The following is a 21,272-nucleotide window of genomic DNA, read 5'->3' as shown; positions in this document are numbered from 1 at the left end:
AATACAAGTATGGTTGTATTCGGCGCGGGCAAAAAAGCTTCGCAGGGGCCGACGTTCGCGGGCGTCGTCGGCCAGCGCGACCTGAAAGAGGGCCTGCTCGCGGTCGCGACGGACGAGGACCTGGACGGCCTGCTGGTCCGCGGCGAGAAGGGCACGGCGAAGTCGACGGCGGTGCGCGCACTCGCCGACCTGTTGCCCGAGCAGCGCGCGGTCGCGGACTGCCCCTACGGCTGTCCGCCCGACCGCCCCGCGGCCCAGTGCGAGGACTGTCGAGCGCGGACGGACCCGCCCGTCGAGACGCGGGCGGTCCCGCTGGTGACGCTCCCGCTCGGCGCGACGCGGGACCGCGTCGTCGGCACGCTCTCCGTGGCCGACGCGCTGGACGGCGACCACGAGTTCGATCCCGGTCTGCTGGCCCGCGCGAACCGCGGCCTCCTCTACGTCGACGAGGTGAATCTCCTCGACGACCACCTCGTGGACGTACTGCTCGACGCCGCCGCGAGCGGGGTGAACCGCGTCGAGCGCGACGGCGTCACCGTCACCCACCCCGCCAACTTCACGCTCGTCGGCACGATGAACCCCGAGGAGGGCGACCTGCGGCCCCAGTTACGGGACCGCTTCGCCCTCCAGACGTCGGTCAGCGCGTGCGAGGCCCTCGACGACCGCGTCGCCATCATCGACCGGGCGCTCGGGGACGGCGACGAGGATGGAGACGAGAACGAACCCGACCGCGACCCCGGCGAGCGACTGCGGACCGCCCGCGACCTGCTCCCCGATGTCGACCTCGCCCGCGAGTTCCGCGAGGAGATAGCCGAGCTGTGTCGCGACGCCGGGCTGGACGGCCACCGCGGCGACATCGCCACCGCGCGGGCGGCCCGGACGTTCGCCGCCCTCGACGGCCGGACGACCGTGCTCGAATCCGACGTAGAACGCGCCGCCGAATTCGCGCTCCCGCACCGGCTCACCAGCCGCCCCTTCGAGGACGCGCCCGACGTCGAGGACGTGCTGGACGACCACTTCGACGACGAGAACGGCGATTCCGAAGGCGAGCCCGACGACGGAACCGACGTAAACGGCGACGAGGACGGAGCGGCCGGTGATGAGTCAGCAGACGCCGGAGGCAGTTCCGAAGGCGACGGCGAGGGAGGCAACGAACGGGAACAACGGCCGGACGACAGCGGGGAATCCGACGAGGGGGAAGACGGTTCGGACGAGCGCGGTGAGCAGCCGACGCCCGTATCGGCCGACAGCGACGGCGAACGGCAGGAGCGCAATACTGGCGACGAGTACGCTGACGGCGACGGCAGCGAATCCGGCGACGGCGAGTCGGGCGAGCCCGATCAGTCCGAGGACGCGACGCCGCTCCTGCCCGGCCAGTCCCGAACCGCAGTCGGCGACAGCGGCGCGCCCGACGTGGACGCACCGACGGTCGACACGGACGGCGGCGCGGCGAGCGGCCGCGCGAGCGCGACGGGCACGACCCGCGGCGTGACGGTCCGCACCGAGCGCGCCGGGCGGGACGAAGAAGTGGACGCCGCAGCGACGGTCCGAGCGGCGGCCGGGCGCGGGAGCGACCGCGTCGAATCCCGGGACCTCCGGAAGTCCGTGCGGGCGGGCGACGCGGAGACGCTGGTCGTGTTCGCCGTCGACGCCAGCGCGTCGATGAAACCGGCGATGCGCGCGGCGAAGGGTACGGTGCTCGAACTCCTGAAGGACGCCTATCAGGCCCGCGACGGGGTGGCGGTCGTGACGTTCGCCGGCGACGGCGCGGACGTGGTCCTGCCGCCGACCGACAGCGTCTCGCTGGCCGCCCGTCACCTCAAGGACCTGCCGACGGGCGACCGGACGCCGCTGCCGGCCGGCCTGACCGCCGCCCACGAGGTGCTCGACCGCGCCGACCCGGACGCCGGCGTCGCCGTGGTGGTGACCGACGGCCGGGCCAACGCCGCCGACGGGAGCCCCGTCGAGGCGACGCGGACCGCGGCCCGGGCGCTCGGCGAGGCGGTCGACCGGACCGTCGTGGTCGACGCGGGCGACGGGAGCCGCGCCGGCCTGCTCGATTTGGTGGCTGGCGAGACGGACGCGCAGATGGTGTCGCTCGACGCATTGAGCGCCGAGCGCGTCGACGCCGTGGCGGGCGAGCAGTAGGGCGGGCGAGGCGGAAGTTTTACAATCTTGCTTGTTCTTTAAGCAACTGAGATTTCAATGCAGGACGACACTGACACCGCACGCGCCACGGACAGCGTGCACGACCGACTCGACCGCGCCAGAGCGGGCCTGACCGGGCCCCAAATCGCAATCGGCGTCACGCTGGTGGCGGCGCTTGGCTTCACGCTCCTGTTCGTCCAGGACCCGATGCTCCACGACTCGCTGCACAACTTCCGGCACAGCGCCGGCATCACCTGCCACTGATGGCGACCGACTACCTCGAACGGGGCGCGGTCGCCGGCGTCGCGGGCGGGCTCGTCTACGGGCTGTTCGTCGCGACCGTCGGCAACGCGTTCACCGCCGGGCTGGAGACGTTCGAGCACGGCCACGGCGGCGGGCCCGCGGTCTCCGCGCTGACGACGACCGTCGCCAGCGTCGGCGGCGGCGTCCTCTGGGGCGTCCTCTTCGGCGTCGCCGCCTTCGGCGTGGCGTACTTCTTCCTCGAACCGGCCCTGCCGGGGACGGGTGCGACGAAGCGGCTGGCGCTCGCCGGGGCGGGCTTTCTCACCGTCTCGGGCGCGCCGTGGCTCGTCTTGCCGCCCCAGCCGCCGGGCGTCGAGCAGGCGCTGGGCACGGACGCGCGGCTGGCGTGGTACGCCGGGCTGATGGTCCTCGGCGCGCTTGTCGCGGCGCTCGCCGGCCTCACAGCACGGCGGACCGCGGACCGGCACGTGGCCGTCAGGCTCGCCGCGACCGCGTCCCCGCTTGCCCTGCTCGCGGTTCCGGTGGCACTCGCGCCCGCCAACCCCGTCCACGGCGACGTGCCGGCGTCGCTGGTCGCCGCGTACCGCTGGACGGTAGTCTTCGGGCAGCTACTCCTGTGGGCCACTATCGCCGGGGTCCACGCGTGGCTCGGCGACGCCGAGACGACAGCGACCGATGACCTCGACTACCCCGCGACGGCCGACTGACGCCGCCGCTCAGATTTTTCCGGCGACCGTCCCGAGGTTCAGTGCCAGGCCGACGATGGCGACGACGGCCGCGACGGCGAGGTTCGCCGTCGTCCCGCCGAGGCTGACCGACGTCATGCCGGCCGACGCCAGCGCGCCGAACCCGATGCCGGCGACGACGAGCGCCACGCCGGCCAGCCCGACGAGCATCGTGCCGGTCGGGCCGAACCGACCGGTCGACCGGGTCGCCTCGTACCGGTCGAGCGCGTCGCGCATCGTCTCGGTGACCGACGCCTCGACGTCTTCCATCTGCCCGGAGAGGTAGGTGTTCAGCGTCTCCTCGTGCTCGTCGAGTTCCTCGGCGCGCTCGGACAACCGGGCGTCGTACTCGGTCAGTTCGGCCTCGCGCTCGTCGAGGTCGGTCTCCCGGTCGTCGAGGGCCGCCTCGCGTTCGTCGAGCCGGAACTCCCGCTCGTCGAGTTCGGACTCGCGCCTGTCCAGTTCCTCCTTGCGGGCGTCCAGTTTCTCCTCGCGCCGGTCGAGTTCCGTGCCCCGCTGGTCGAGGCCCATCTCGCGCTCGTCGAGCCGGCGCTGCATCTTCGCGAACTCCCGCTCGCGGTCGGTCGGGCGGTCCGGCGAAGCGGTGTCGCCATCCTCGTCCGGAGCTTCGGACGACGCGTCGGCGTCGTCGGTCAGGGCCGCGACCGGGTTCGCGTCCTGTTCGTCGTCGTCGGCCGACGCGTCGTCCGCGTCCGCCGGCGTGTCCTCGTGGTCCGTGTCTGTGTCATTGGCCATGTTCGACGCTCCCGTATCGGGCGGCTACGGGCAGCGAACGGTTAGTTTGACAGTCCATAACACAGTAATCGGTGCCAAACCGACGGGTCGCGAGCGGGCGGAGGAACGGCGGAACGAGTCGCCACTGGGGGACTGCGCGTCGGCGCGTCAGCGGTTCGGTCGAGTCACGCCGTCGGTCACCGGCAGCCGATGCAGACGGTAGGCCCCGCGCTCGCGGCCCTCGTCGTGGTAGACGACCGGTTCCTCAACGGCGACGGCGGTCCCGTCCCCGACCGCGGCCGCCGTCACGACGCCGTCGGTGTCCAGCGTGTCGACAGGGCCGTCTGCGACATCGAACAGCCGAAGCGCGTGGTCGTCGGCGTCGCGGTCGCGGAAGTTCTGTGCGCCGGGGACGGCGAGCAGCGAGCCGTCAGTGCCAAGGCCGCTGGCGAATCCGCCGACGGGCGCGTCCCAGCGCCGCTCGCCGGCGAGCGAGACGCCGACCGCGGTGTGCTCGTTCGGGTGGCGCGCGTCGGTCTCGCGGCCGTCCTCGGGGTAGGTGTTCCCGGTGACGAACACCGCGCCCGCGGCGGTCGCGCGGACGTGGTTCGGGTACGCGTAGACGGTGTCGCCGGCCACGTCGGTCGGCGTCGCGAGCGGGACGCGCCAGCGTTCGCTCCCGCCCTCACCCAGGCGGTAGCCGCAGTAGTCGCCGTGACTCGACAGCACCACGCCCTCGTCGAGCAGTGCCACGTCGCCGACGCGCCGCTGACCATCGGTGCCGGGATCCCACATCCAGCGCGGGTCGCCGTCGGCGGCGTCGAGGACGACCAGCCCATGTTGGTGGTCGCCGGGACAGCGGTTGTACGCGACGGCGACGCGGCCGTCGCGGGCGGACAGCGAGATTGGCGAGCCGTCGGTTCGGTAGGTCCACGCAACCGAGCCGTCCGGGTCGAACGCGTAGACGACGCTCTCGAAGTGTCGAACGTCGCCGCCGGCCGCGTCGGTCCGGCGTTCGTACCGCCGGGCGGCAGCGTAGCAGCGGTCGCCGTCAGTGGCGAGGGAAGCGACGAACGGCAACAGAAAGCGCGTCGTCTGCTGTGGGTCGCCCAGGTCCGCCCTGCTCTCGTATCGCCAGCGCAGGCCGCCCTCGGCGTCGTGACAGCGGATTTCGCCGCGGGCGCTTCGTTCCCCGACGACGAGGCCGCCGTCGAAGGGGACGGCCGCGACGACGCTCGGGTCGCCCTCGGTCTCGTATCGCCAGCAGCGACGCGGCGGGCCGTCGCTCGCGGTGTCGAACGCCTGGAGGTCCCCGTCTGCGGTCCCGACGACCGCGAGCCCGTCGGCCAGCGCGACGGCCGACCGGCGGCCCCCGTGGCGCGAGCGGGCCGGTGGTACCTCGCCGAGCGACGCGGTCCGTGCGCGCCGGCTACTCATCGACGGGGAACGCCTCGTGGAGCACGTCGTGGGCCTCGCCGAGGCCGGCGAGGACGTCCTCGCCCTGGGTGGTGAGCCGCGACACCGCCCGCTCGGCGTCGCGGACCGCGACGAGTCGCCCCCGGAGGTAGTCGTACTCGGGGTCGTCCGCGTCCGTCGCGGCGATTTCCTCTTCGAGGTCCACGAGCGCGGCGTCGAGGTGGCGCTCGATGGCGGCGAGCGTCTCCGCATTCGCGAGCGCCTCAATGGGGCCGTCGAGATGCCCGTCCAGCTCGTTTTCGGCGTGCTGGCGCGCGTGGTCGTCTTCGGTACCGAGAACGGTCATGAGGCCGAGTCGGAGGGCCTCGAGTTCGTAGCAGCTCATGTGTGTATTGAATCGGGTGTGGTTTCAGAGCGTCTGGTCGACGAGTTCGCTCACGATGCGGTCGCGGTCCAGGTGGGATGAGACGATGTCGGCGGCGTCCGCCGCCTCGACGCCACCGTACCAGACGCCGTCGGGGTAGACGGCGACCATGGGTCCCTCGCCGCAGCGGCCGAGACACGACGACCGCGTGATGCGGGCGTCGCACTGGTCGCTGTCGCGGGCGGCCTGCCGCAATCGTTCGAGGACCGCGGGCGAGCCCTCGCCCGCGCAGGTCTGGTTCGTGCAGACGGCGACGTGTTTCTCGGGGGCGTCGTGGACGTGCGGGGCGTCGTCGACGTCCTCGCGGTCGGCGTGTTCGGCCTGGTGGGTCAGCGCCCGGAGCATCGCCCGCGCGCCGCCCTGGTCTTCCTCGTAGCCGTCGAGTTCGACCTTGTACTTGCAGGTGTCACAGGACATCTCGACGCTCCCCGTGCGGGCCTCCTGCCAGCGGTCGCCGAGCACGTCGAGCAGGCGCGAGTCGGTCCCCAGCGGCTCGCCGGGCGCGGCGTCGACGTAGGGGTACTCCTCGTCGAACTCGCGCGTACCGTCCTTGATGCGGCCGGTCAACACGCCGTCGCCGAGCATGTACGGGACGACGACGACGGCGTCGGGCCGGGTCTTGGCGATGTCGTGCAGCGTCTCGTCCAGGAGCGGCTCGGTGACGCCGATGAACGACGCCTCGACCCGCGAGAACTCGCGGCCCTCGTACAGCAGGCGGGCGAGCTTGTGCACGTCGGCGTTGGCGTCGGGGTCGCTGGAGCCGCGGGCACAGACCACGACGGCCACGTCGTCGTCCTCGCGGTCGACGCCCAGGTCGGCCTCCACGCTCGCCGCGCGGTCGTCCAGCAGGTCGAGGATGGCCGGGTGGACGCCCAGGTGTGCGCCGTTGTTGATGGTCAGTTCGGGGTGGGCCTCGCGGGCCTGCTCGACGGCCAGGGGGACGTCGTTTTTGACGTGGCTGGCGGCAAACAGCGAGAGGTGGACCACCGACACCTGCGAGACGGCCGCGGCCAGCCCCGCGATGGCCTCGTCGATGGCTGGCTCCGCGAGTTCGAGGAAGGCCGCGTCGACCGGAATGCCGAGCCGCCCTTCCAGTTCGACCGCGAGGTCGCGGACCTGTTCGTTGGACTTCTCGCGCCGGGAGCCGTGGCCGACGAGCAGGACCGCCTCGTCGTCCAGCGTCTCCGGCGCGGTGATGGCTTCGCTCATCGGACTCGTTCGATGCTCTTCCGGAGCTTGCGCCGCCGACTGGGCGCGAACAGCCCCGTCTCCTCGCTGCCCTCGTAGAGCCAGTCGCCGAGGGCAGGTGCCACGTCGTCGTCGACGCCGAACCAGTAGCCCGACGAGGCCTCCGAGAGGTCGTCGTAGGGCGCGTCGACCGGACAGCGGTCGAGCAGCGACTGTATCGTCCGGAGCAGGCGCTCGTCGCCGTGGACGAACGAGATGCCCACGGCCTCGTCGTCGGACTTGAAACACACGGTGCCACAGCCCTCCAGCAGACCACGGAGGAGCTGGCGGTCGTAGTCCGCGAGCGCGTCGAAGCGGTAGCCGCCGGAATCGCCGTCGAAGGGCAGTCCCAGCGCCGCGCTCGCGCGGTCGGCGAGGCCGCCGACGACCTGGACGGTGAACTCCTCCTCCTGACGGGTGATGGAGGTGTCGTGGGCGTAGGCCCGCTCGACGATGCGGCGGTCGGCCCGCTCCGCGCCGGCGACGGACGCGAGCCGCCGAGCGGCCGTCTCGTCGTTGGTCCGGACCGTGACACAGCTGTCCGCGCAGTCGCCGTCGGCGGCAACCCGCCCCCAGAAGTACGCCGTCTCGGGGTGGGCCGCGAGCATGTCGGCCGGCGCGCCGGTCTCGACGCTCACGGCTCCGCCTCCCCCGCAGGGACCGCGTCGTCCTCGTCCGACACCGTTTCGACGGCAATCGCGTCCAGCGGACAGGCCGCGGCGGCCTGCTCGGCGTCGTCCCGCCGGTCGTCGTCGAAGGTGGCCTGGATGGCCGTCCGGTCGTCCGTCTCGATGGCCGCCAGCCCCGCGCTATCTTCTCGCGGGCCTTGCCCGCTCGAATGGGCCGCGGAGCGCCGCTCCGCGCTATCTTCGACGAAGCGGTCGTCGCGGACGAGACAGGCGAACACGCCGTCACAGGCCTCGCGGTCGATGGTGATGCGGTACATTAGTAGTCGTACTTGGTCTCGTAGCCCCGCGGCGTCACCATCCGGTCGTCCCAGACGTAGGTGTCCTCGTTGCCCACCAGCAGGGTGGTGGTCATGTCCACGAGATCCGTCTCGCCCAGGTCCGGCAGGTCGCCGAGTTCGACGATTTCGACCTGCTCGTCCTCGCGGCCGGCAGCGTGGACGACGCCGACGGGGGTCTCGGGGTCGCGGTGCTCCAGCAGGATTTCACAGCACTTCTCGTAGTTGTCCCGGCGCTTGCGGCTCCAGGGGTTGTAGATAGTGATGGTAAAGCCCTCCTTGGCGGCGGCGTGCAGGCGCGACTCGATGGTCGGCATGTCGGTGAGGTGGTCCGACAGCGAGATGGAGACGGTATCGTTGACCAGCGGCGCGCCCACGCGGGCCGCACAGGACTGGGCCGCGGGGACGCCCGGGACCACGTCGAAGTCGAGCATCGTCGCCGTTGCGCCCTTCGATTCGATTATCTCCAGGGCGAGGCCCGCCAGCGCGTAGACGTTCGGGTCGCCGCTGCCGATGATGGCCACGCTATTGCCCGCGAGCGCGCGGTCGATTGCCTCCTCCGTCCGCGAGACCTCCCCGCACATCGGCGTGTCGTAGATGTCCTCGGCCCCGTCGGTGATGTCGTCGGGCAGCAGGTCGACGTAGGTCGTGTAGCCGACGATGTGCTCGGCGTCGTGCAGGGCAGCGCGGGCGCGGGCGGTCATCCCCTCAGGCTGGCCGGGGCCGAGGCCGACTGCGATGAGCTGGCCCGGCTCGGCGTCGAAGTCGTCGACCGTCGCGCCGACTTCCTCCTCGTCGCTGTCAGCGGACGCCCCGCAGGAACTGCTGCTGGACGAAGACGACGACGCGCCACACTTCGAGGCCGTGTCGTCGCCCGTGTCCGGCGTCGTTTCGGTCGACGAACTCGCTTCAGTGGCAGTCTCGGCCTCGCTCGCTCCGCACTTCGATTCCGTCTCGGTACTCCCGTCGGTGGTGTTGTCAGTGCTCATTGTCAGAAATCGTCGACGTCACGCCCGCCGCGCGGGGTGACGAGGAACTCCCGGTAGTCGTTGCGCCAGACGCGCGTCTCGTGGGTGCCGACGACGATAGACGACCCCATGCCGCCGACCTCGTCGTCGTGGTCGGGCAGGTCGCCCAGCGTCGTGACGGTCTCCGTCTCGTCGTCGAGGTTCCGCCCGGCCGTCCCGCGGCCGGCGTCGTTGACGATGGCGGCGGGCACGTCGTCGGCCCGCTCCTCGCGGAGGACGGCGACGGCCCGCTCGTAGTCGCGCCAGCAGTTGTAGAGGACGACGACGAATCCCGAGATGGCCGCCGCGCGCAGTTTCTCCTCGATCTCGTCCCAGCCGCGCCACTTGTCCGACAGCGAGATGGTACAGAAGTCGTTCGACAGCGGCGCGCCGAGGTTCGCCGCGCCCGACAGCGCCGCGGTCACGCCCGGAACAATCTCGATGGGCACGTCGTCGGCGTCGTCGGCGTCGGCCATCGTGAACAGCAGGTCGGATTTCCCGTAGACGTTCGGGTCGCCGCCGGAGACGTGGGCCACGTCCTCGCCGGCACGGACCCGCTCGAACGCCTCGCGGGCGAGTTCGACCTGCTTGCCCATCGACGACCGGATGAGGGTCTGGCGGCTGCCGTCGGACCGTTCCAGCACGGTCCCCTCCTCGTCGGCGACCACGCCGTCGTCGGTTTCACCGTCGAGTTCGGCGGACTGTGGCGGGAGCGTCCCGTCCTTCCGGAGGAACTCCTGGTAGAGGTTCGAGGCGACGATGCAGTCGGCGGTCTGGACGACGTCCTTTGCCCGCTGGGTCATGTCGTGGGGCAACCCCGGCCCGATGCCGACGACGTACAGCGTCCCGTACTCGGCGGGACGGGGCGCCTCGGTCGCGGCCGTCGCCGACTGGCGTCCGTCGCTGCTCATCCTGTCGCTCCGGGAGCCGACGGTCGAATCTCGGTACTGTGGCGCATAGCGAATACAACGCTGCTTTCGCATAAAACAATTTTGCTTGTACTAGTGCAACTGAAGATGCAGACGGGCGCCGGCTGCTCCAGTCCGGGTTACTTCCCGATAGCGACGGTGACGGCCTCGTCGTAGCGGGTCTTCTCGGCCAGCAGGTCGTGGTCCCGGCCGGCGGCGATGGCCGACGCCTCGGCGATGCCGGGCCAGCCGATGAGTTCCTTCGAGCGCGAGGGCGTCGGCCCCTCGAAATCCTCCAGCGTCTCCTTCTCGAAGGCGACCACGCCCAGTCCCCACTCGTCGGCGGCTTCGAGCATCCCCTCCTCGTCGGCCTTCCGCGTGCCGGTGGCGACGAACTCCACGTCGGAGCGGTCGCAGCCGGCCGCGTCGAGGGCGCGCTCCCACGCTTCGTGGAACTGTTCCACGTCCGCGCCCGCGACGCTGCCACAGCCCAGCACGACGCCGTCGTCGCTGTTGCGCTTGAGGACCGTCACGTCGTCGCCGACGAGGACCGCCTTCGGGCCGTCAAGGCGCTCGACGGGACCGAGTTCGTCGTCCAGCACGGCGAGGTTGGTGGCGACCGTCGAGTCGCCGTTGACGACGTGGGCGTCCAGCGCCTTCGCCTGCTTCTCGACGCCCTGCTTGTCCGCGGCCTCGCTGGCGGTGGTCATCGCCGGCACCGCGCCCATCGACGCCAGGTCGTCGGCGACCTGGTTCGCGCCGTGGTGGCCGCCGGTGATGGGGATGGCCCACGTCAGTGCCTCGTCGACGACGCAGATGGCGGGGTCGTCCCACTTGTCGTCGAGCAGGTGCGCGGTCTTGCGCATCGCGATGCCGCTTGCCATCAGGCCGACGAAGCAGTCGTACTCGCCCCAGTGCTCGTCGAACACCGCGCCGTGGTATTCGAGGATGTCGATGGACTCGTAGCGGTCGCCGATGCCGTCGACGATGTCTTCGGCGGTGTCCAGTTTCCGCTCGAAGGCGACGATGGCGATATCCTCTGCTACTTCGCCGTCGGAGTCGGGCGCTTTGCAACTGTTCGAACTCGAATCGCTATCGCTGTCTGTGCTCATGGGTTCGCTCCGGCCAGTTGTCCGTCCGCGCACGGCTGCCGGCCGGTCAGCCGCGCGCTCCCCATCCGTGATTCGATTCCCGACCGCGGTCGGCACGCGCCGGCGCGCTCGGATGGCGCGCCGGAGCCGTGTGAGGGATGAGTGAAGGCGTGAAACGACCGAGCGAATCGGCTGGGGAGGTGTGTGGGTTGCGTGGGCTGTGCTTCGGGCGGGACTGAAAGGGGCCGTTCGCTCCGGGAAGACGACCGATGCAAGCACGCGAGCGGCGCGAGCGCGCACAGCGAGGTCCTCGACCGGAGCGAACGGGGGCTTTCGAGGTGAGCGCAATCAAATAGACAAGTCATCCTAGTCGTCGGCCTCCTGCGAACTGTCGCCCGAATCACTCCCGCGGTTCGCCCAGTCGCCGTAGAGGAACGAGCGCTCGTAGTCCTCGCCGCCGACGGCGTCGCCGACGACGACCATCGCGGAGGCGCGGTACCCGGCGTCTTCCAGCTTCTCGCCGATGGTCGCAATCGTCCCCTCGATGACGTCCTCGTCGGGCCAGGACGCGTGGTAGACGGCCGCCACCGGCGTTTCGGGGTCGTGGCCCTCTTCCAGCAGCCGGTCCATCGTCTCGCTGACGGCGTGAGTCCCCAGATAGATACACGTCGTCACGTCGCCCATGCCGACGAACTCGGAGATGTGGTCCTCCTCGGCGTCCAGCGTCTTGCCCTGCGGGCGGGTGAAGGCGACGTGGTTGGCGACCTCGTTCAGCGTCAACTGCGTGCGCATCGTCGCGCTGGCGGCGAACGCCGAGGTGACGCCGGGGACGATGTAGGTCGGGACGCCCTCGTGTTCCAGGGCGTCCATCTGCTCCAGGGCGGCTCCATAAATCGCGGGGTCGCCGCTGTGGAGGCGGACCACGGTGTCGCCGGCCTCGTAGGCGTCGCGCATCAGCGGAATCAGCTCCTCGAGGTCTTTGCCGATAGAGGAGACCGTCTCGGCGTCGGCGCAGTACTCCTCCAGGAGTTCGCTGTTGACGAGCGAGCCGGCGTGGACCACGAGATCGGCGTCGGCGAGCAGGTCGCGGCCGGCGACGGTCAACAGGCGAGGGTGCCCCGGCCCCGCGCCGACGAAGGGGATGCCGTCCTGTTCGTCGCCGGCGCTGTGCTCGTAGACGCGGTCGTCGCGGTTGCCGGCGACGGCGTCGATGGCGTCCTGCGGGTCCGTCTCGCCAGCCTGGTCAGTCATGCTGCACCTCGTCACCACAGAGGGCGGCTTCGGAGCGCTCCTGTCGCAGGAGTTCTCCGGAACCGTTCTCACCGCCGTCGGTGACGACGCCGCTCTCGTCGGCCGCTTCGAGGAAGGCGTCGGTCGCCTGCTCGACGCGCGTCTCGGGCTTCTCGGCGTAGGCCAGCGTGTAGTAGTCTCGCTCGTCGATGTCGGTCGGGTCGTCGGTGACGACCGTCTCGCCCTGTTCCATGAACAGCCGGCGGCCGTACACCACGTCGTAGCCGGCCTCGACCAGCCCCTCGTGGGTGGCCGGCGCGTCGGTCACCTTGAACAGAATCATCCGGTCGGGACCGGTCGGGGACGCGCCGCGGTCGGCCTCGCGTAGGGCGAGGCTGGAGCCGGCGGTGATTTCGACGCCCAGCGCCGTCGCGAAGGCCGACATGGCGCTGACGCCGGGCACCACTTCGAGGTCGACCTCGGGGTGGAAGGCGGCGAGGGTCCGCCGGAGGTGGCCGAACGTCGAGTAGACGTTCGGGTCCCCCAGCGTGACGAAGGCGGCGTCGCCGTCGCGGGCGGTCGGCGCGATTTCGGCGGCGGCCTCCTTCCAGGCCGTCCGCAGTTTCTCCTCGTCGCGCGTCATCGGGAAGTCGAGGTCGCCGATGCGCTCCTCGGGGACGTGTTCGGTCGCGACCGACCGCGAGAGCCGCCCCGGCGAGTACACCACGTCGGCCGATTCGAGTGCGCGTTTGCCCCGCACCGTCACGAGGTCCGACTGTCCGGGCCCGAGGCCGATACCGTAGAGGGTCATCGCCGCCCTCCGTCTGCCGCCGCCGCGTCGCGCGTTCCGCCACAGCCGTCGGCGGCCACGTCCTCGCTGGCGCTGCCGACGAGCATGTACACGGGGTTCTCCGAGTCGAAGCTCGTCGCGCCGGCGAGTTCGTAACCGTGGCTCACCTGGAACTGGACGACTTCCTCCAAGATGTCGCGCTCACGGAAGGCCTCGGTCGCCGCACCGGCGACTTCCAGGCGCGAGACGTTCATCACGATGCGGTCGACGCCGGTCTCGACGGCGTGGTCGAGGACGGCCTCGTAGTTGCGCGACCCGCCCAGAAAGAGGGCGTCGGCGTCGTCGGGCAGCCCCTCCGGAGCCTCTGCCTCGCGGAGTTCGACATCAGCGTCGGCGTCGATGCCGTTGGCGGCGAGGTTCTTGCGAGTCACGTCGAGTCGACTGGCTTTGCGTTCGAGCGCAGTGACCCGCCCGGCCCGGCGCGCCGCCTCGACGGTGACGGCTCCGGTACAGGACCCGACCTCCGCGAAGTGGTCGGCCCCGGTGAGAGCGAGTTTGCTGGCGAGGACGGCCCGGACCTCCGGCTTGGTGGGACCGGCCTTCGCGTCGTGTGGGAGCGAGACGCGGGACATCACGCTATACAACTGCGGTAGCGCGTAAAACAATTTTGGTTGTATTAACCAAAGTGGAGATGGTGTCCGAGCAGACCGAACACAAGTATCGTTGCAGTCCGTGCTAGCCGCTCGACCGAGTAAGCGGGGTGTAGAGCCACAGAACTGGGGCCCGTATCGGGGACGCCAGCCTCAGAAATCGGGACCGGGCGCGGGGACGCCGCCGTCGTCGCCGCCGCCGTCGAGGTCGAACTCCTCGCGCAGTTCGCGGATGCGGTCGCGGATGTCCGCGGCCAGTTCGAACTCCAGGTTGTCCGCGGCTTCCTGCATTCGCTCCTCCAGTTGCTCGACCTGCCGGGCGGCGTCGTCGGCGTCGCTCGCCCCGTCGGCCGAGATGCCGCCGGTGTCGGTCTTGCTCCCCGGCAGGTTCGTCTCGCCAACCGCCTTCTCGATGGTCGTCGGCTCGAAGCCGTGTTCCTCGTTGTACTGCTGCTGGATGCGCCGGCGGCGCTGGGTCTCCTCGATGGCCGACTGCATGGCGTTGCTCCGCTCGTCGGCGTACAGCACCACCTCGCCGTTGACGTTTCTAGCTGCGCGCCCCATCGTCTGGACGAGCGTCGTCTCCGAGCGGAGAAAGCCCTCCTGGTCGGCGTCGAGGATGGCGACGAGCGAAACCTCGGGGATGTCAAGTCCCTCACGCAGGAGGTTGATGCCGACCAGCACGTCTATCTCGCCCAGGCGGAGCGAGCGGATGAGTTCGTGTCGTTCCAGCGTGTCGGTCTCGTCGTGCATGTAGGCCACGTCCACGCCGGACTCTTCCAGGTACTCGGTGAGGTCCTCCGCCATCCGTTTCGTGAGTGTGGTCACCAGCACCCGCTCGTCGCGCTCGATTCGCCCGTCGATGCGTTCGAGCAGGTCCTCGACCTGCCCCGTCGCCGACGCCACTTCGACGGCCGGGTCGACGAGGTGGGTCGGGCGGACGATTTGCTCGACGACCTGGTCGCTGTGGTCACGCTCGTAGTCGCCGGGCGTGGCGCTCACGTACAGCGTCTGGTCCGTCTTCTCCTCGAACTCCTCGAAGGTCAGCGGGCGGTTGTCGAACGCCGTCGGCAGTCGGAAGCCGTTCTCGACCAGGCTCTCCTTGCGGCTCTTGTCGCCCTCGAACTGACCGCGAATCTGGGGGAGCGTCTGGTGGGACTCGTCGACGACGGTGAGGAAATCGTCGGGGAAGTAATCCAGCAGGGTGTAGGGGGCCTCGCCCGTCTCGCGGTCCGAGAGGTGGACCGAGTAGTTCTCGATACCCGAGCAGTAGCCCGTCTCCTGCATCATCTCGATGTCGAACGTCGTTCGTTCCTCGATGCGCTGGGCCGCGACGTGGTTCCCCTGGCGCTCGAAGTAGCGGATGCGCTGGTCCAGGAGCTCCTCGATTTCGTCGATAGCGCGCTGGAGCCGTTGCTCGGGGATAGAGTAGTGTTCCGCCGGGTGAATCAGCGCCGCCGGCTCCTCGCTTTTGACCTCGCCCTCGAGCGGGTCGACCTTCAGCATCCGGTCTATCTCGTCGCCCCAGAACTCTACCCGCAGGGCGTAGCGGCCGTACATCGGATAGATTTCGAGCGTGTCACCGCGCACGCGGAAGGTCCCCTGCGTGAAGTCCACGTCGTTGCGCTCGTAGTTCAAGTCGACCAGGCGACCGAGGAGGTCGTCGCGCTCGATTTCCTGCCCGACTTCGAGCGAGAGGGACATGTCGATGTAGTTGCGCGGGTCACCGAGCCCGTAGATGGCCGACACCGAGGCGACGACGACGACGTCGTCGCGGGTCAGCAGCGAGCGCGTCGCCGAGTGGCGCAGGCGGTCGATTTCGTCGTTGATAGAGGCGTCCTTGTCGATGAACGTGTCCGTCTGCTCAACGTAGGCCTCGGGTTGGTAGTAGTCGTAGTAGGAGACGAAGTACTCGACGGCATTGTCCGGAAACAGCTCGCGGAACTCCTCGTACAGTTGGGCCGCGAGGGTCTTGTTGTGGGCGATGACCAGCGTGGGTTTCTGAATCTCCTCGACGACCCAGGAGACGGTGTTGGTCTTCCCGGAGCCGGTCACGCCGAGCAGCGTCTGTCGGTCCAGCCCCTGGCGGAAGCCGGACGCGAGCCCTTCGATGGCCTCGGGCTGGTCGCCCGCCGGTTCGAACGGGGCGTCGACGCGGAACTCGCGGTCGGCGTCGGGACGGTCGATAGAGAGGGGGCCGCCGGTGTCGCTCATTGTCGGCTGCTAGGGCCGAACGGACTTGAGCCGCGTGGTTCCGGTTAGCAGACCGGCTTCGGGTTCACGCCGAGGTCCTCGAGCGTCTCGAAGTACTCGTCGTAGGCCGTCGCGACGACGTCGACGGCGGCCGCCTCCGCCGCGTCCCAGTCGGCGTCGCCGTCACAGACGGCATCGAGCAGGTCGGCGGCCGAATCCCGGAGCGCTTCCACGTCGCTCCCGGCACTGCGGAACGTACTCGCGGTCTGTGGGTCCGCCTGCCCGGTGAAGAAGCCGGTGTACTGCTCTTTGACCTTCTTGTCGACGAGCGTCCAGCCGACGAACCCGCCCAGGCGCTCGACGGTCCCGTCGAGGTCGTCGAGCACGTCGTGCATCGCCGGCGTCCGGTCGACCGGGTCGGCGTCGATGCTATCGCGGCGCTGTGCCGTCTCGGCCGCCGCGTCGGCAAACAGTGCCGCCGCGTCGTCGTCGACGTCCTCGCTCCAGGCATCGAAGGTCGCGTGGGCCGCCCCCTCGCGGGCGGCCGCCGCCGCCAGCACTACGTCCGGTTCCATCTCGCCGCGGGTGTCGGCGTACAGCGTCTTCGAGGAACCCAGTCGGGAGAGTTCCGTCTGCTGGTCGTCACGAACGGCGTCGATGAGATCGGCTGCGGTCATACCCGGGCCTGCGGCCGGCGCGGGCTTGTAACCATCGAACCCGTCGCTGGCGACACACAGTGGCTGCGGGGAGTAAGCCCCCTTCTGTTCGGGCCGGCATTCGGCTCAGCGGCCGCGTCCAGCGCTCGCGCGCGGCGTCGGACTACCTGTCGACGCGGCCTTGCACCGGTGAGGTTTCGCCGTTCCATCGGTCCGTCGCCGGAAGCGTGGGGCATCGAAGATGGCCCACGTGTGGAGCACGGCTGTGGTCCACAACTGCGCGCCCCGGAGTCACCGGGTCGCGGCTGCCCTCGGTGGGTTAACTCTCCCTCGCTTTGGCCGCGTGCCGCACCGTCTGGTGGGGCACGACCAGCCTCGCTCGGGATTCGCACACCTCATCGGTCCGGCGACGACGTGTCGTTGCTGTTCCAGAGCCGACGGTCTCCCGCCCCGGGCTTGCGCCCGGTCACCTGTCCGACAGGTGGGGGGACTTTCCTCATGGCTTGCGCCACGGGAGCCGGCCTCCCGCTGCCACCCACAGGTACGCCAGTGGCGCGAATAAGGCTTACCAACCACCTTTTTCCCGCTCGGGTGAGCGCATTGCGCTCACCTCTCGCGGCAAAAACGTGGGGGAAAAAGCGCGAATCGCGGTGCGATTCGCGTGAAACCGCTCGCTTCGCTCGCGGTCTGCTCGACAGCAACGGCGACGAAAGGTGTGTCTCACCTCAGGCACGCCTGCCCTTCCCCGGGTCGCGCGACGGAGCGCGCTCCCGGCCACAGGAACGACAGAGAGCAATCAAAACGTGGACAGCCACGCGGTTCCGCGAGAAGCGAGGCGCGAGAGCCCAGTAGTCCGTCCTAGTCGTCAGACGGCAGGGGCTCGCCGGAGCCGTCGGTCGGCGCGGGCGAGGCCTGCATGTCGTCGTCCTCGGCGTAGGGGTACCACGTCATCTTCGTGTTGTGCATGTACGGGTCGTCGTAGTCCGTCTCCTCGGGTTCGACCATCTCGGCCAGCGTCTCCTCGTCGCGGTCCGCGACGAAGTCACGGAAGGTCTCGCCGCCCTCGCGGGCGTCCTTGAAGTTGTTGACGAGGTTCTTGATAGCGCCGGGCACCTCGTCGGCGGGGACGCGCATCTCCACCCAGTCGGCGAAGCGCGGGTCGTCGCCGAGGCCGCCGCCGAGGCCGATGTCGAGCGCCTCGACCGGTTCGCCGTCCTTGCGCGTCTTCATGCCGCGCAGGGACACGTCGGCTATCTGTGGCTGGGCGCAGGAGGCCGTACAGCCCGAGAGGTGGATGTGGAAGTCCTTGTGGTCCTCGGGGAGTTCGACGTTGTCTTTGAGCCAGCGGGCGTAGCGCACCTGGCGGTTCTTCGTCTCGACGATGGAGAGCGAGCAGTACTCCGTGCCCGTGCAGGCGATGGAGCCGCGCATGAACGGCGACGGGTCCGGGGAGTAGTGCTCGAGCAGGGGTTCGCTGGTGAACTCGTCGAGGTTCTCCTCGGGCACGTCGGTGATGATGATGTTCTGACGCTGGGTCAGGCGGACCTCGCCGGAGCCGTACTCGTCGGCGAGTTCGGCGAGTTCGAGCACGTCGTCGGCACCCATGCGGCCGACCAGCACGTTCAGGCCGACGTAGTAGTTGCCGTCCTTCTGCTCGTGAATCCCGACGTGGTCGTTGTGCCCGTCCTGGGACCCGGTGTTGTAGCTGTACTGGTCGCGCATGTCCTCGCCCGCGGTCGGGAGTTCGAAGTCGACGTACTCCTCCTGCAGGACCGAGCGCATCTTTTCCGGACCCCACTCGTCCATGAGGAACTTGATGCGGGCGTTGAAGCGGTCCTCGCGGTCGCCGTGGTCGCGGAAGAGCGCGGACATACCGTGGGCCACGTCTGCGGCCTGCTCCGGCGGCACCCATACATCGAGTTCGCGGGCGAGACGGGGCTCCTTGCGGGAGAGGCCGCCGCCGATGCGGACGTTGAAGCCGAGTTCGCCGTCCTTTTCGGCGGGCTCGAAGGCGAGGTCGTTGATGTCGCCCTGGCCACAGCCCTCGTCACAGCCGGCGATGGCGACCTTCCACTTGCGCGGGAGGTTGGAATAGTCGTCGTTGCCCTTGAACGTCTCGTGGAGGTCCTCGGCGACGGGCCAGGCGTCGACGTGCTCGTGCTTGTCCTTGCCGGCGACCGGGCAGCCGACGATGTTGCGCCAGGAGTCACCGCAGGCCTGCTGGGTGCCGAGGCCGACGGCTTCGAGTTTCTCGAAGATTTCCGGGATGTCCTCCAGTTTTATCCAGTGGAGCTGGATGGACTGGCGGGTCGTCCAGTCACAGTAGGCGTCGCCGAACTCGGGGTTGTCGGCGGGGCCGGTCGCGTACTCCTTTGCGATTTCGCCGATGACTTCGAGCTGGCCCGGCTTGATGACGCCGTTGGGTGTCCCGATACGCATCATGAAATACGACTCCTGCCCGGAGCGCTGGTGGTACAGGCCCCACCACTTGAAGCGCTCGAACCAGGCGTCGTGTTCGTCCTCCGGGATGGCGTCCCAGCCTTCCTCCGCGAACTCCATCAGATGCTCCCGTATCTCGTTGCCGTAAACCTCGTCTTTCCATTTCTCGACTTTACTGGGCATAGCTAATGTGTTCTCCCACAAGCCTCACAGACTTATACAACACACTTTGCCGTCAACCGTCTCCCCCACTCCCCGAAACAAGACAGTATTGCCTATTCTTCGAGACGGGCGAGCCGGGTTCGCTTCTCCGGGAAATGGACGCTCTCGTGGACGACGCCGTGGAACTCGCCGGAGTCGGGGTCTACGACGCGGCCGACCGTCAGCCAGTCGGTGACGCCGCTCTCGCCACAGGCGATACACTGTCCGGCGATGCGCGCCTGAATATCCGGATAATCGACACCCACTTTCACGAACCCCTCGGCGAGGAAATCCGTCGTCTCACACCCACAGAAGTCGCTTCGCGCCAACAACCACAGGTCCGAGACGTTCACTTCCCGCGAGTCGTTGACGGAAATCCAGGCCCCGTCGTCGAGCTGGTGAACGTCGGTCGTCATTACATCTCATTAGATTCCCGAGGCACCTGAGGGCATCGGCGGTCGCAAGTATCACCGGGGCCGGGCCGAAGCCACCGCAGTCATGCGGTGGATGCGTCGAGGTATCATGACCCACTATTTGTTGGGTGCCGTACCAGATACACACATATGTTGCCTGTAAGTCGCAGTGCGGGCCAAGCTTACAGGAGAGTCCGTGTTTAAGATAATGGGACCGTTACGAAGGAGTACGACACCACGTGGCGGCCACGCCGGTCGCCGCTGTGACAGAAACGATGACGAACGCACAACAGACCCACGACGACGACGCCGAACGCGAAGAGCCGACCACAGACCACCTCGACGACGTCGAGGATGGCTGCGGTTGCACAGAAATCTGGGAGCACATGAGCGAAGAGCGCGAGAGCGCATCCGACGACTAGACAGCCTGTTGTAACTGCGTTCCGACTGCGCCGACGCCGGGTCGGCGACATCCTCGAACGGCTTACAATAGCCTGTGTGGCACCCCGTACGGGATACTTTTGTGCGGCGCTCCCCAAGCACGTCTCGATGCCTGAGGGGCCCGACAACTACGTTCCATCGACCGACCGCGAGTCGCCGGTCGGTAAACCGGTCATCCGCGGGGACCCGGCGCTTACCGGACAGCGACCCGAGGAGGCCATCGAGTTCGACCCCGACGACCCCGAGAGCCTCGAACTCGCCGCCAGAACAGTCGAGCAATTCTCCGAGAACACCGCCGGTGCCGACGACAACGTGTTCATCCTGCGCGGCGCGGCCGCGTGTGCGGCCCTGGTTCGCGGGGAGGGGTCCTACAAGGCCGCCGCCGAACGGGCCGGCGGCGAAGCCTCGGTCTCGTTTATCCGCAAGTGGTCCCGCGTCCACGACCTCCCCCGGTCCGTCCGGATTCACGTCGCCAAGGGGGAGATTGCACCGACTGCGGCCAAACACATCGCCAGAGTCTCCGGCGAGTCCCGCCTCCTGCTCGCGTGGGCCGCCCTCGACCACGACCTCACCGTCCGGCAGATACGGTCGGTAGCGAGCAGCGTCAACGACGGCGCGTCGGTGGACGCGGCGCTGGCCAGGAACGGCTACGCGCTGGGCGAACTGCGGACGCAACTCGACCGCGACGCCTACTGCCGCCTCCGCCGGCAGGCCGCACTCGACGGGGCGTCCCCCGGAGAGGTCATCAGCGAGGCCGTCGAGTCGTACTTCGACGACGGACCGTAAGGTCTTAATCGCCACTCCCCCGAGCGAATAGCGAGGGCCGGTAGCTCAGTTAGGCAGAGCGTCTGGCTTTTAACCAGATGGTCGGGGGTTCAACTCCCTCCCGGCCCGTTCGAACTCCGCGAGCGATAGGGAGCGGTGTCGAACAGGAGTGGGATGGCGGTGAATGAGGACGGTCGCAGCGCCGAGGGAGGGACCGTCTTTCCGTGGTTCAACTCCCGGCCTCGGGAACGACGACGGATTGGCACGACACCCCGACCGTCGAGCGTCGCGAGCACGAGACCGGTTCATTTACCACCGAGACGGCGGATGCCCCCAGTATGAACGGAGATACAATACAGCGCGTACTCGCGGAGCCGCTGCGCCCGCTGGGCGTGACCGTCGGCGTACTGCTCGTCGTCGCCACGCTCTCCGCGGTCGCCAGCACGCCGTGGCAGACGTACGCGTCGATGGGAGCGGTGGTTGTACAACTGGCCGCGGCGGTCCTGATGGGCGTACTCGGCGTCGGACTGGCCTACATCAGCTGGGGAGCCGACGCGTAAGCCGGTCGCCGAGAACGGAGCCGAA

The 21,272-nt window shown here is 69.1% G+C and carries 22 protein-coding genes, 1 tRNA gene and 1 other RNA gene; 7 read left to right on the top strand and 17 right to left on the bottom strand.

Annotation, left to right across the window (positions count from 1 at the left end):
• The first annotated feature begins 9 nt into the window (after nucleotides 1-9).
• The 3 genes from VI123_RS07645 to VI123_RS07635 are packed head-to-tail and all read left to right on the top strand — an operon-like array spanning nucleotide 10 to nucleotide 3,119.
• Nucleotides 10-2,148, top strand: a complete 2,139-nt coding sequence (locus VI123_RS07645) for a VWA domain-containing protein (RefSeq protein WP_336337463.1) — start codon at nucleotides 10-12, stop codon at nucleotides 2,146-2,148.
• A 57-nt stretch (nucleotides 2,149-2,205) separates the two neighbouring features.
• On the top strand, nucleotides 2,206-2,412 hold the full coding sequence (locus tag VI123_RS07640; protein ID WP_336337462.1) for a CbtB domain-containing protein: 207 nt from the start codon (nucleotides 2,206-2,208) through the stop codon (nucleotides 2,410-2,412).
• Nucleotides 2,412-3,119, top strand: a complete 708-nt coding sequence (locus VI123_RS07635; protein ID WP_336337461.1) for a CbtA family protein — start codon at nucleotides 2,412-2,414, stop codon at nucleotides 3,117-3,119. The genes VI123_RS07640 and VI123_RS07635 overlap by 1 nt, the downstream gene beginning before the upstream one ends.
• Nucleotides 3,120-3,128: 9 nt before the next feature.
• On the opposite strand, the gene VI123_RS07630 is transcribed toward VI123_RS07635, so the two are convergent.
• The 17 genes from VI123_RS07630 to VI123_RS07550 form a co-directional block, all read right to left on the bottom strand.
• Nucleotides 3,129-3,893: a hypothetical protein gene (locus VI123_RS07630; protein ID WP_336337460.1), complete on the bottom strand. Its 765-nt coding sequence runs from the start codon at nucleotides 3,891-3,893 to the stop codon at nucleotides 3,129-3,131.
• A 147-nt stretch (nucleotides 3,894-4,040) separates the two neighbouring features.
• The gene (locus tag VI123_RS07625) at nucleotides 4,041-5,309 is read right to left on the bottom strand and encodes an outer membrane protein assembly factor BamB family protein (protein WP_336337459.1); all 1,269 of its coding nucleotides are present in this window, start codon (nucleotides 5,307-5,309) and stop codon (nucleotides 4,041-4,043) included.
• Nucleotides 5,302-5,673: a DUF3209 family protein gene (locus VI123_RS07620; RefSeq protein ID WP_336337458.1), complete on the bottom strand. Its 372-nt coding sequence runs from the start codon at nucleotides 5,671-5,673 to the stop codon at nucleotides 5,302-5,304. The genes VI123_RS07625 and VI123_RS07620 overlap by 8 nt, the downstream gene beginning before the upstream one ends.
• 24 nt (nucleotides 5,674-5,697) lie before the next feature.
• Complete coding sequence (locus VI123_RS07615) at nucleotides 5,698-6,921, bottom strand: CbiX/SirB N-terminal domain-containing protein (protein WP_336337457.1); 1,224 nt, start codon at nucleotides 6,919-6,921, stop codon at nucleotides 5,698-5,700.
• Complete coding sequence (locus VI123_RS07610; protein WP_336337456.1) at nucleotides 6,918-7,577, bottom strand: cobalamin biosynthesis protein; 660 nt, start codon at nucleotides 7,575-7,577, stop codon at nucleotides 6,918-6,920. The genes VI123_RS07615 and VI123_RS07610 overlap by 4 nt, the downstream gene beginning before the upstream one ends.
• The gene (locus VI123_RS07605) at nucleotides 7,574-7,885 is read right to left on the bottom strand and encodes a ferredoxin (RefSeq protein ID WP_336337455.1); all 312 of its coding nucleotides are present in this window, start codon (nucleotides 7,883-7,885) and stop codon (nucleotides 7,574-7,576) included. Before VI123_RS07605 ends, VI123_RS07610 begins: the two co-directional genes overlap by 4 nt.
• The gene (gene cobJ / locus VI123_RS07600) at nucleotides 7,885-8,892 is read right to left on the bottom strand and encodes a precorrin-3B C(17)-methyltransferase (protein ID WP_336337454.1); all 1,008 of its coding nucleotides are present in this window, start codon (nucleotides 8,890-8,892) and stop codon (nucleotides 7,885-7,887) included. Before cobJ ends, VI123_RS07605 begins: the two co-directional genes overlap by 1 nt.
• A 2-nt stretch (nucleotides 8,893-8,894) precedes the next feature.
• The gene (locus tag VI123_RS07595; RefSeq protein ID WP_336337453.1) at nucleotides 8,895-9,821 is read right to left on the bottom strand and encodes a precorrin-3B C(17)-methyltransferase; all 927 of its coding nucleotides are present in this window, start codon (nucleotides 9,819-9,821) and stop codon (nucleotides 8,895-8,897) included.
• Between the two features lie 137 nt (nucleotides 9,822-9,958).
• A complete protein-coding gene (cbiG, locus tag VI123_RS07590; RefSeq protein WP_336337452.1) occupies nucleotides 9,959-10,930 on the bottom strand; it encodes a cobalt-precorrin 5A hydrolase in 972 nt (323 codons plus the stop codon).
• Between the two features lie 345 nt (nucleotides 10,931-11,275).
• Nucleotides 11,276-12,160 carry a cobalt-precorrin-4/precorrin-4 C(11)-methyltransferase gene (locus VI123_RS07585; protein WP_336337451.1) on the bottom strand — a complete coding sequence of 295 codons (885 nt, stop codon included), beginning with the start codon at nucleotides 12,158-12,160 and terminating at the stop codon, nucleotides 11,276-11,278.
• Complete coding sequence (locus tag VI123_RS07580; protein ID WP_336337450.1) at nucleotides 12,153-12,950, bottom strand: cobalt-factor II C(20)-methyltransferase; 798 nt, start codon at nucleotides 12,948-12,950, stop codon at nucleotides 12,153-12,155. The genes VI123_RS07585 and VI123_RS07580 overlap by 8 nt, the downstream gene beginning before the upstream one ends.
• Nucleotides 12,947-13,561 (bottom strand): precorrin-6Y C5,15-methyltransferase (decarboxylating) subunit CbiT, encoded by a 615-nt coding sequence (cbiT, locus tag VI123_RS07575; protein ID WP_336337449.1) that lies wholly within the window; start codon nucleotides 13,559-13,561, stop codon nucleotides 12,947-12,949. Before cbiT ends, VI123_RS07580 begins: the two co-directional genes overlap by 4 nt.
• Before the next feature lie 171 nt (nucleotides 13,562-13,732).
• A complete protein-coding gene (gene uvrB, locus VI123_RS07570; RefSeq protein ID WP_336337448.1) occupies nucleotides 13,733-15,793 on the bottom strand; it encodes an excinuclease ABC subunit UvrB in 2,061 nt (686 codons plus the stop codon).
• A gap of 44 nt (nucleotides 15,794-15,837) precedes the next feature.
• Entirely contained in the window at nucleotides 15,838-16,449 is a 612-nt protein-coding gene (locus VI123_RS07565) for a rubrerythrin family protein (protein ID WP_336337447.1), read from the bottom strand.
• Between the two features lie 61 nt (nucleotides 16,450-16,510).
• Nucleotides 16,511-16,961: RNase P RNA component (gene rnpB, locus VI123_RS07560), an RNA gene on the bottom strand.
• A gap of 325 nt (nucleotides 16,962-17,286) precedes the next feature.
• Nucleotides 17,287-19,050, bottom strand: coding sequence for a nitrite/sulfite reductase (locus tag VI123_RS07555; RefSeq protein ID WP_336337446.1), 1,764 nt, complete (start codon nucleotides 19,048-19,050; stop codon nucleotides 17,287-17,289).
• A gap of 92 nt (nucleotides 19,051-19,142) precedes the next feature.
• Complete coding sequence (locus VI123_RS07550) at nucleotides 19,143-19,484, bottom strand: hypothetical protein (RefSeq protein ID WP_336337445.1); 342 nt, start codon at nucleotides 19,482-19,484, stop codon at nucleotides 19,143-19,145.
• 272 nt (nucleotides 19,485-19,756) lie between these two features.
• Here VI123_RS07550 and VI123_RS07545 point away from each other — a divergent pair, with 272 nt between their 5' ends.
• The 4 genes from VI123_RS07545 (at nucleotide 19,757) to VI123_RS07530 (ending at nucleotide 21,247) form a co-directional block, all read left to right on the top strand.
• Complete coding sequence (locus VI123_RS07545; protein WP_336337444.1) at nucleotides 19,757-19,903, top strand: hypothetical protein; 147 nt, start codon at nucleotides 19,757-19,759, stop codon at nucleotides 19,901-19,903.
• A 127-nt stretch (nucleotides 19,904-20,030) separates the two neighbouring features.
• On the top strand, nucleotides 20,031-20,708 hold the full coding sequence (locus VI123_RS07540; RefSeq protein WP_336337443.1) for a DUF7119 family protein: 678 nt from the start codon (nucleotides 20,031-20,033) through the stop codon (nucleotides 20,706-20,708).
• Nucleotides 20,709-20,742: 34 nt separating this feature from the next.
• Nucleotides 20,743-20,816, top strand: a tRNA-Lys gene (locus tag VI123_RS07535).
• A 209-nt stretch (nucleotides 20,817-21,025) separates the two neighbouring features.
• Nucleotides 21,026-21,247, top strand: a complete 222-nt coding sequence (locus VI123_RS07530) for a hypothetical protein (protein ID WP_336337442.1) — start codon at nucleotides 21,026-21,028, stop codon at nucleotides 21,245-21,247.
• Nucleotides 21,248-21,272 lie beyond the last annotated feature (25 nt).

This window comes from Haloarcula sp. DT43 (genome assembly GCF_037078405.1).
GTDB lineage: Archaea > Halobacteriota > Halobacteria > Halobacteriales > Haloarculaceae > Haloarcula > Haloarcula brevis.
The sequence above is the reverse complement of the archived record's forward strand: the minus strand, read 5'-3'. Positions and strand labels throughout refer to the sequence as shown.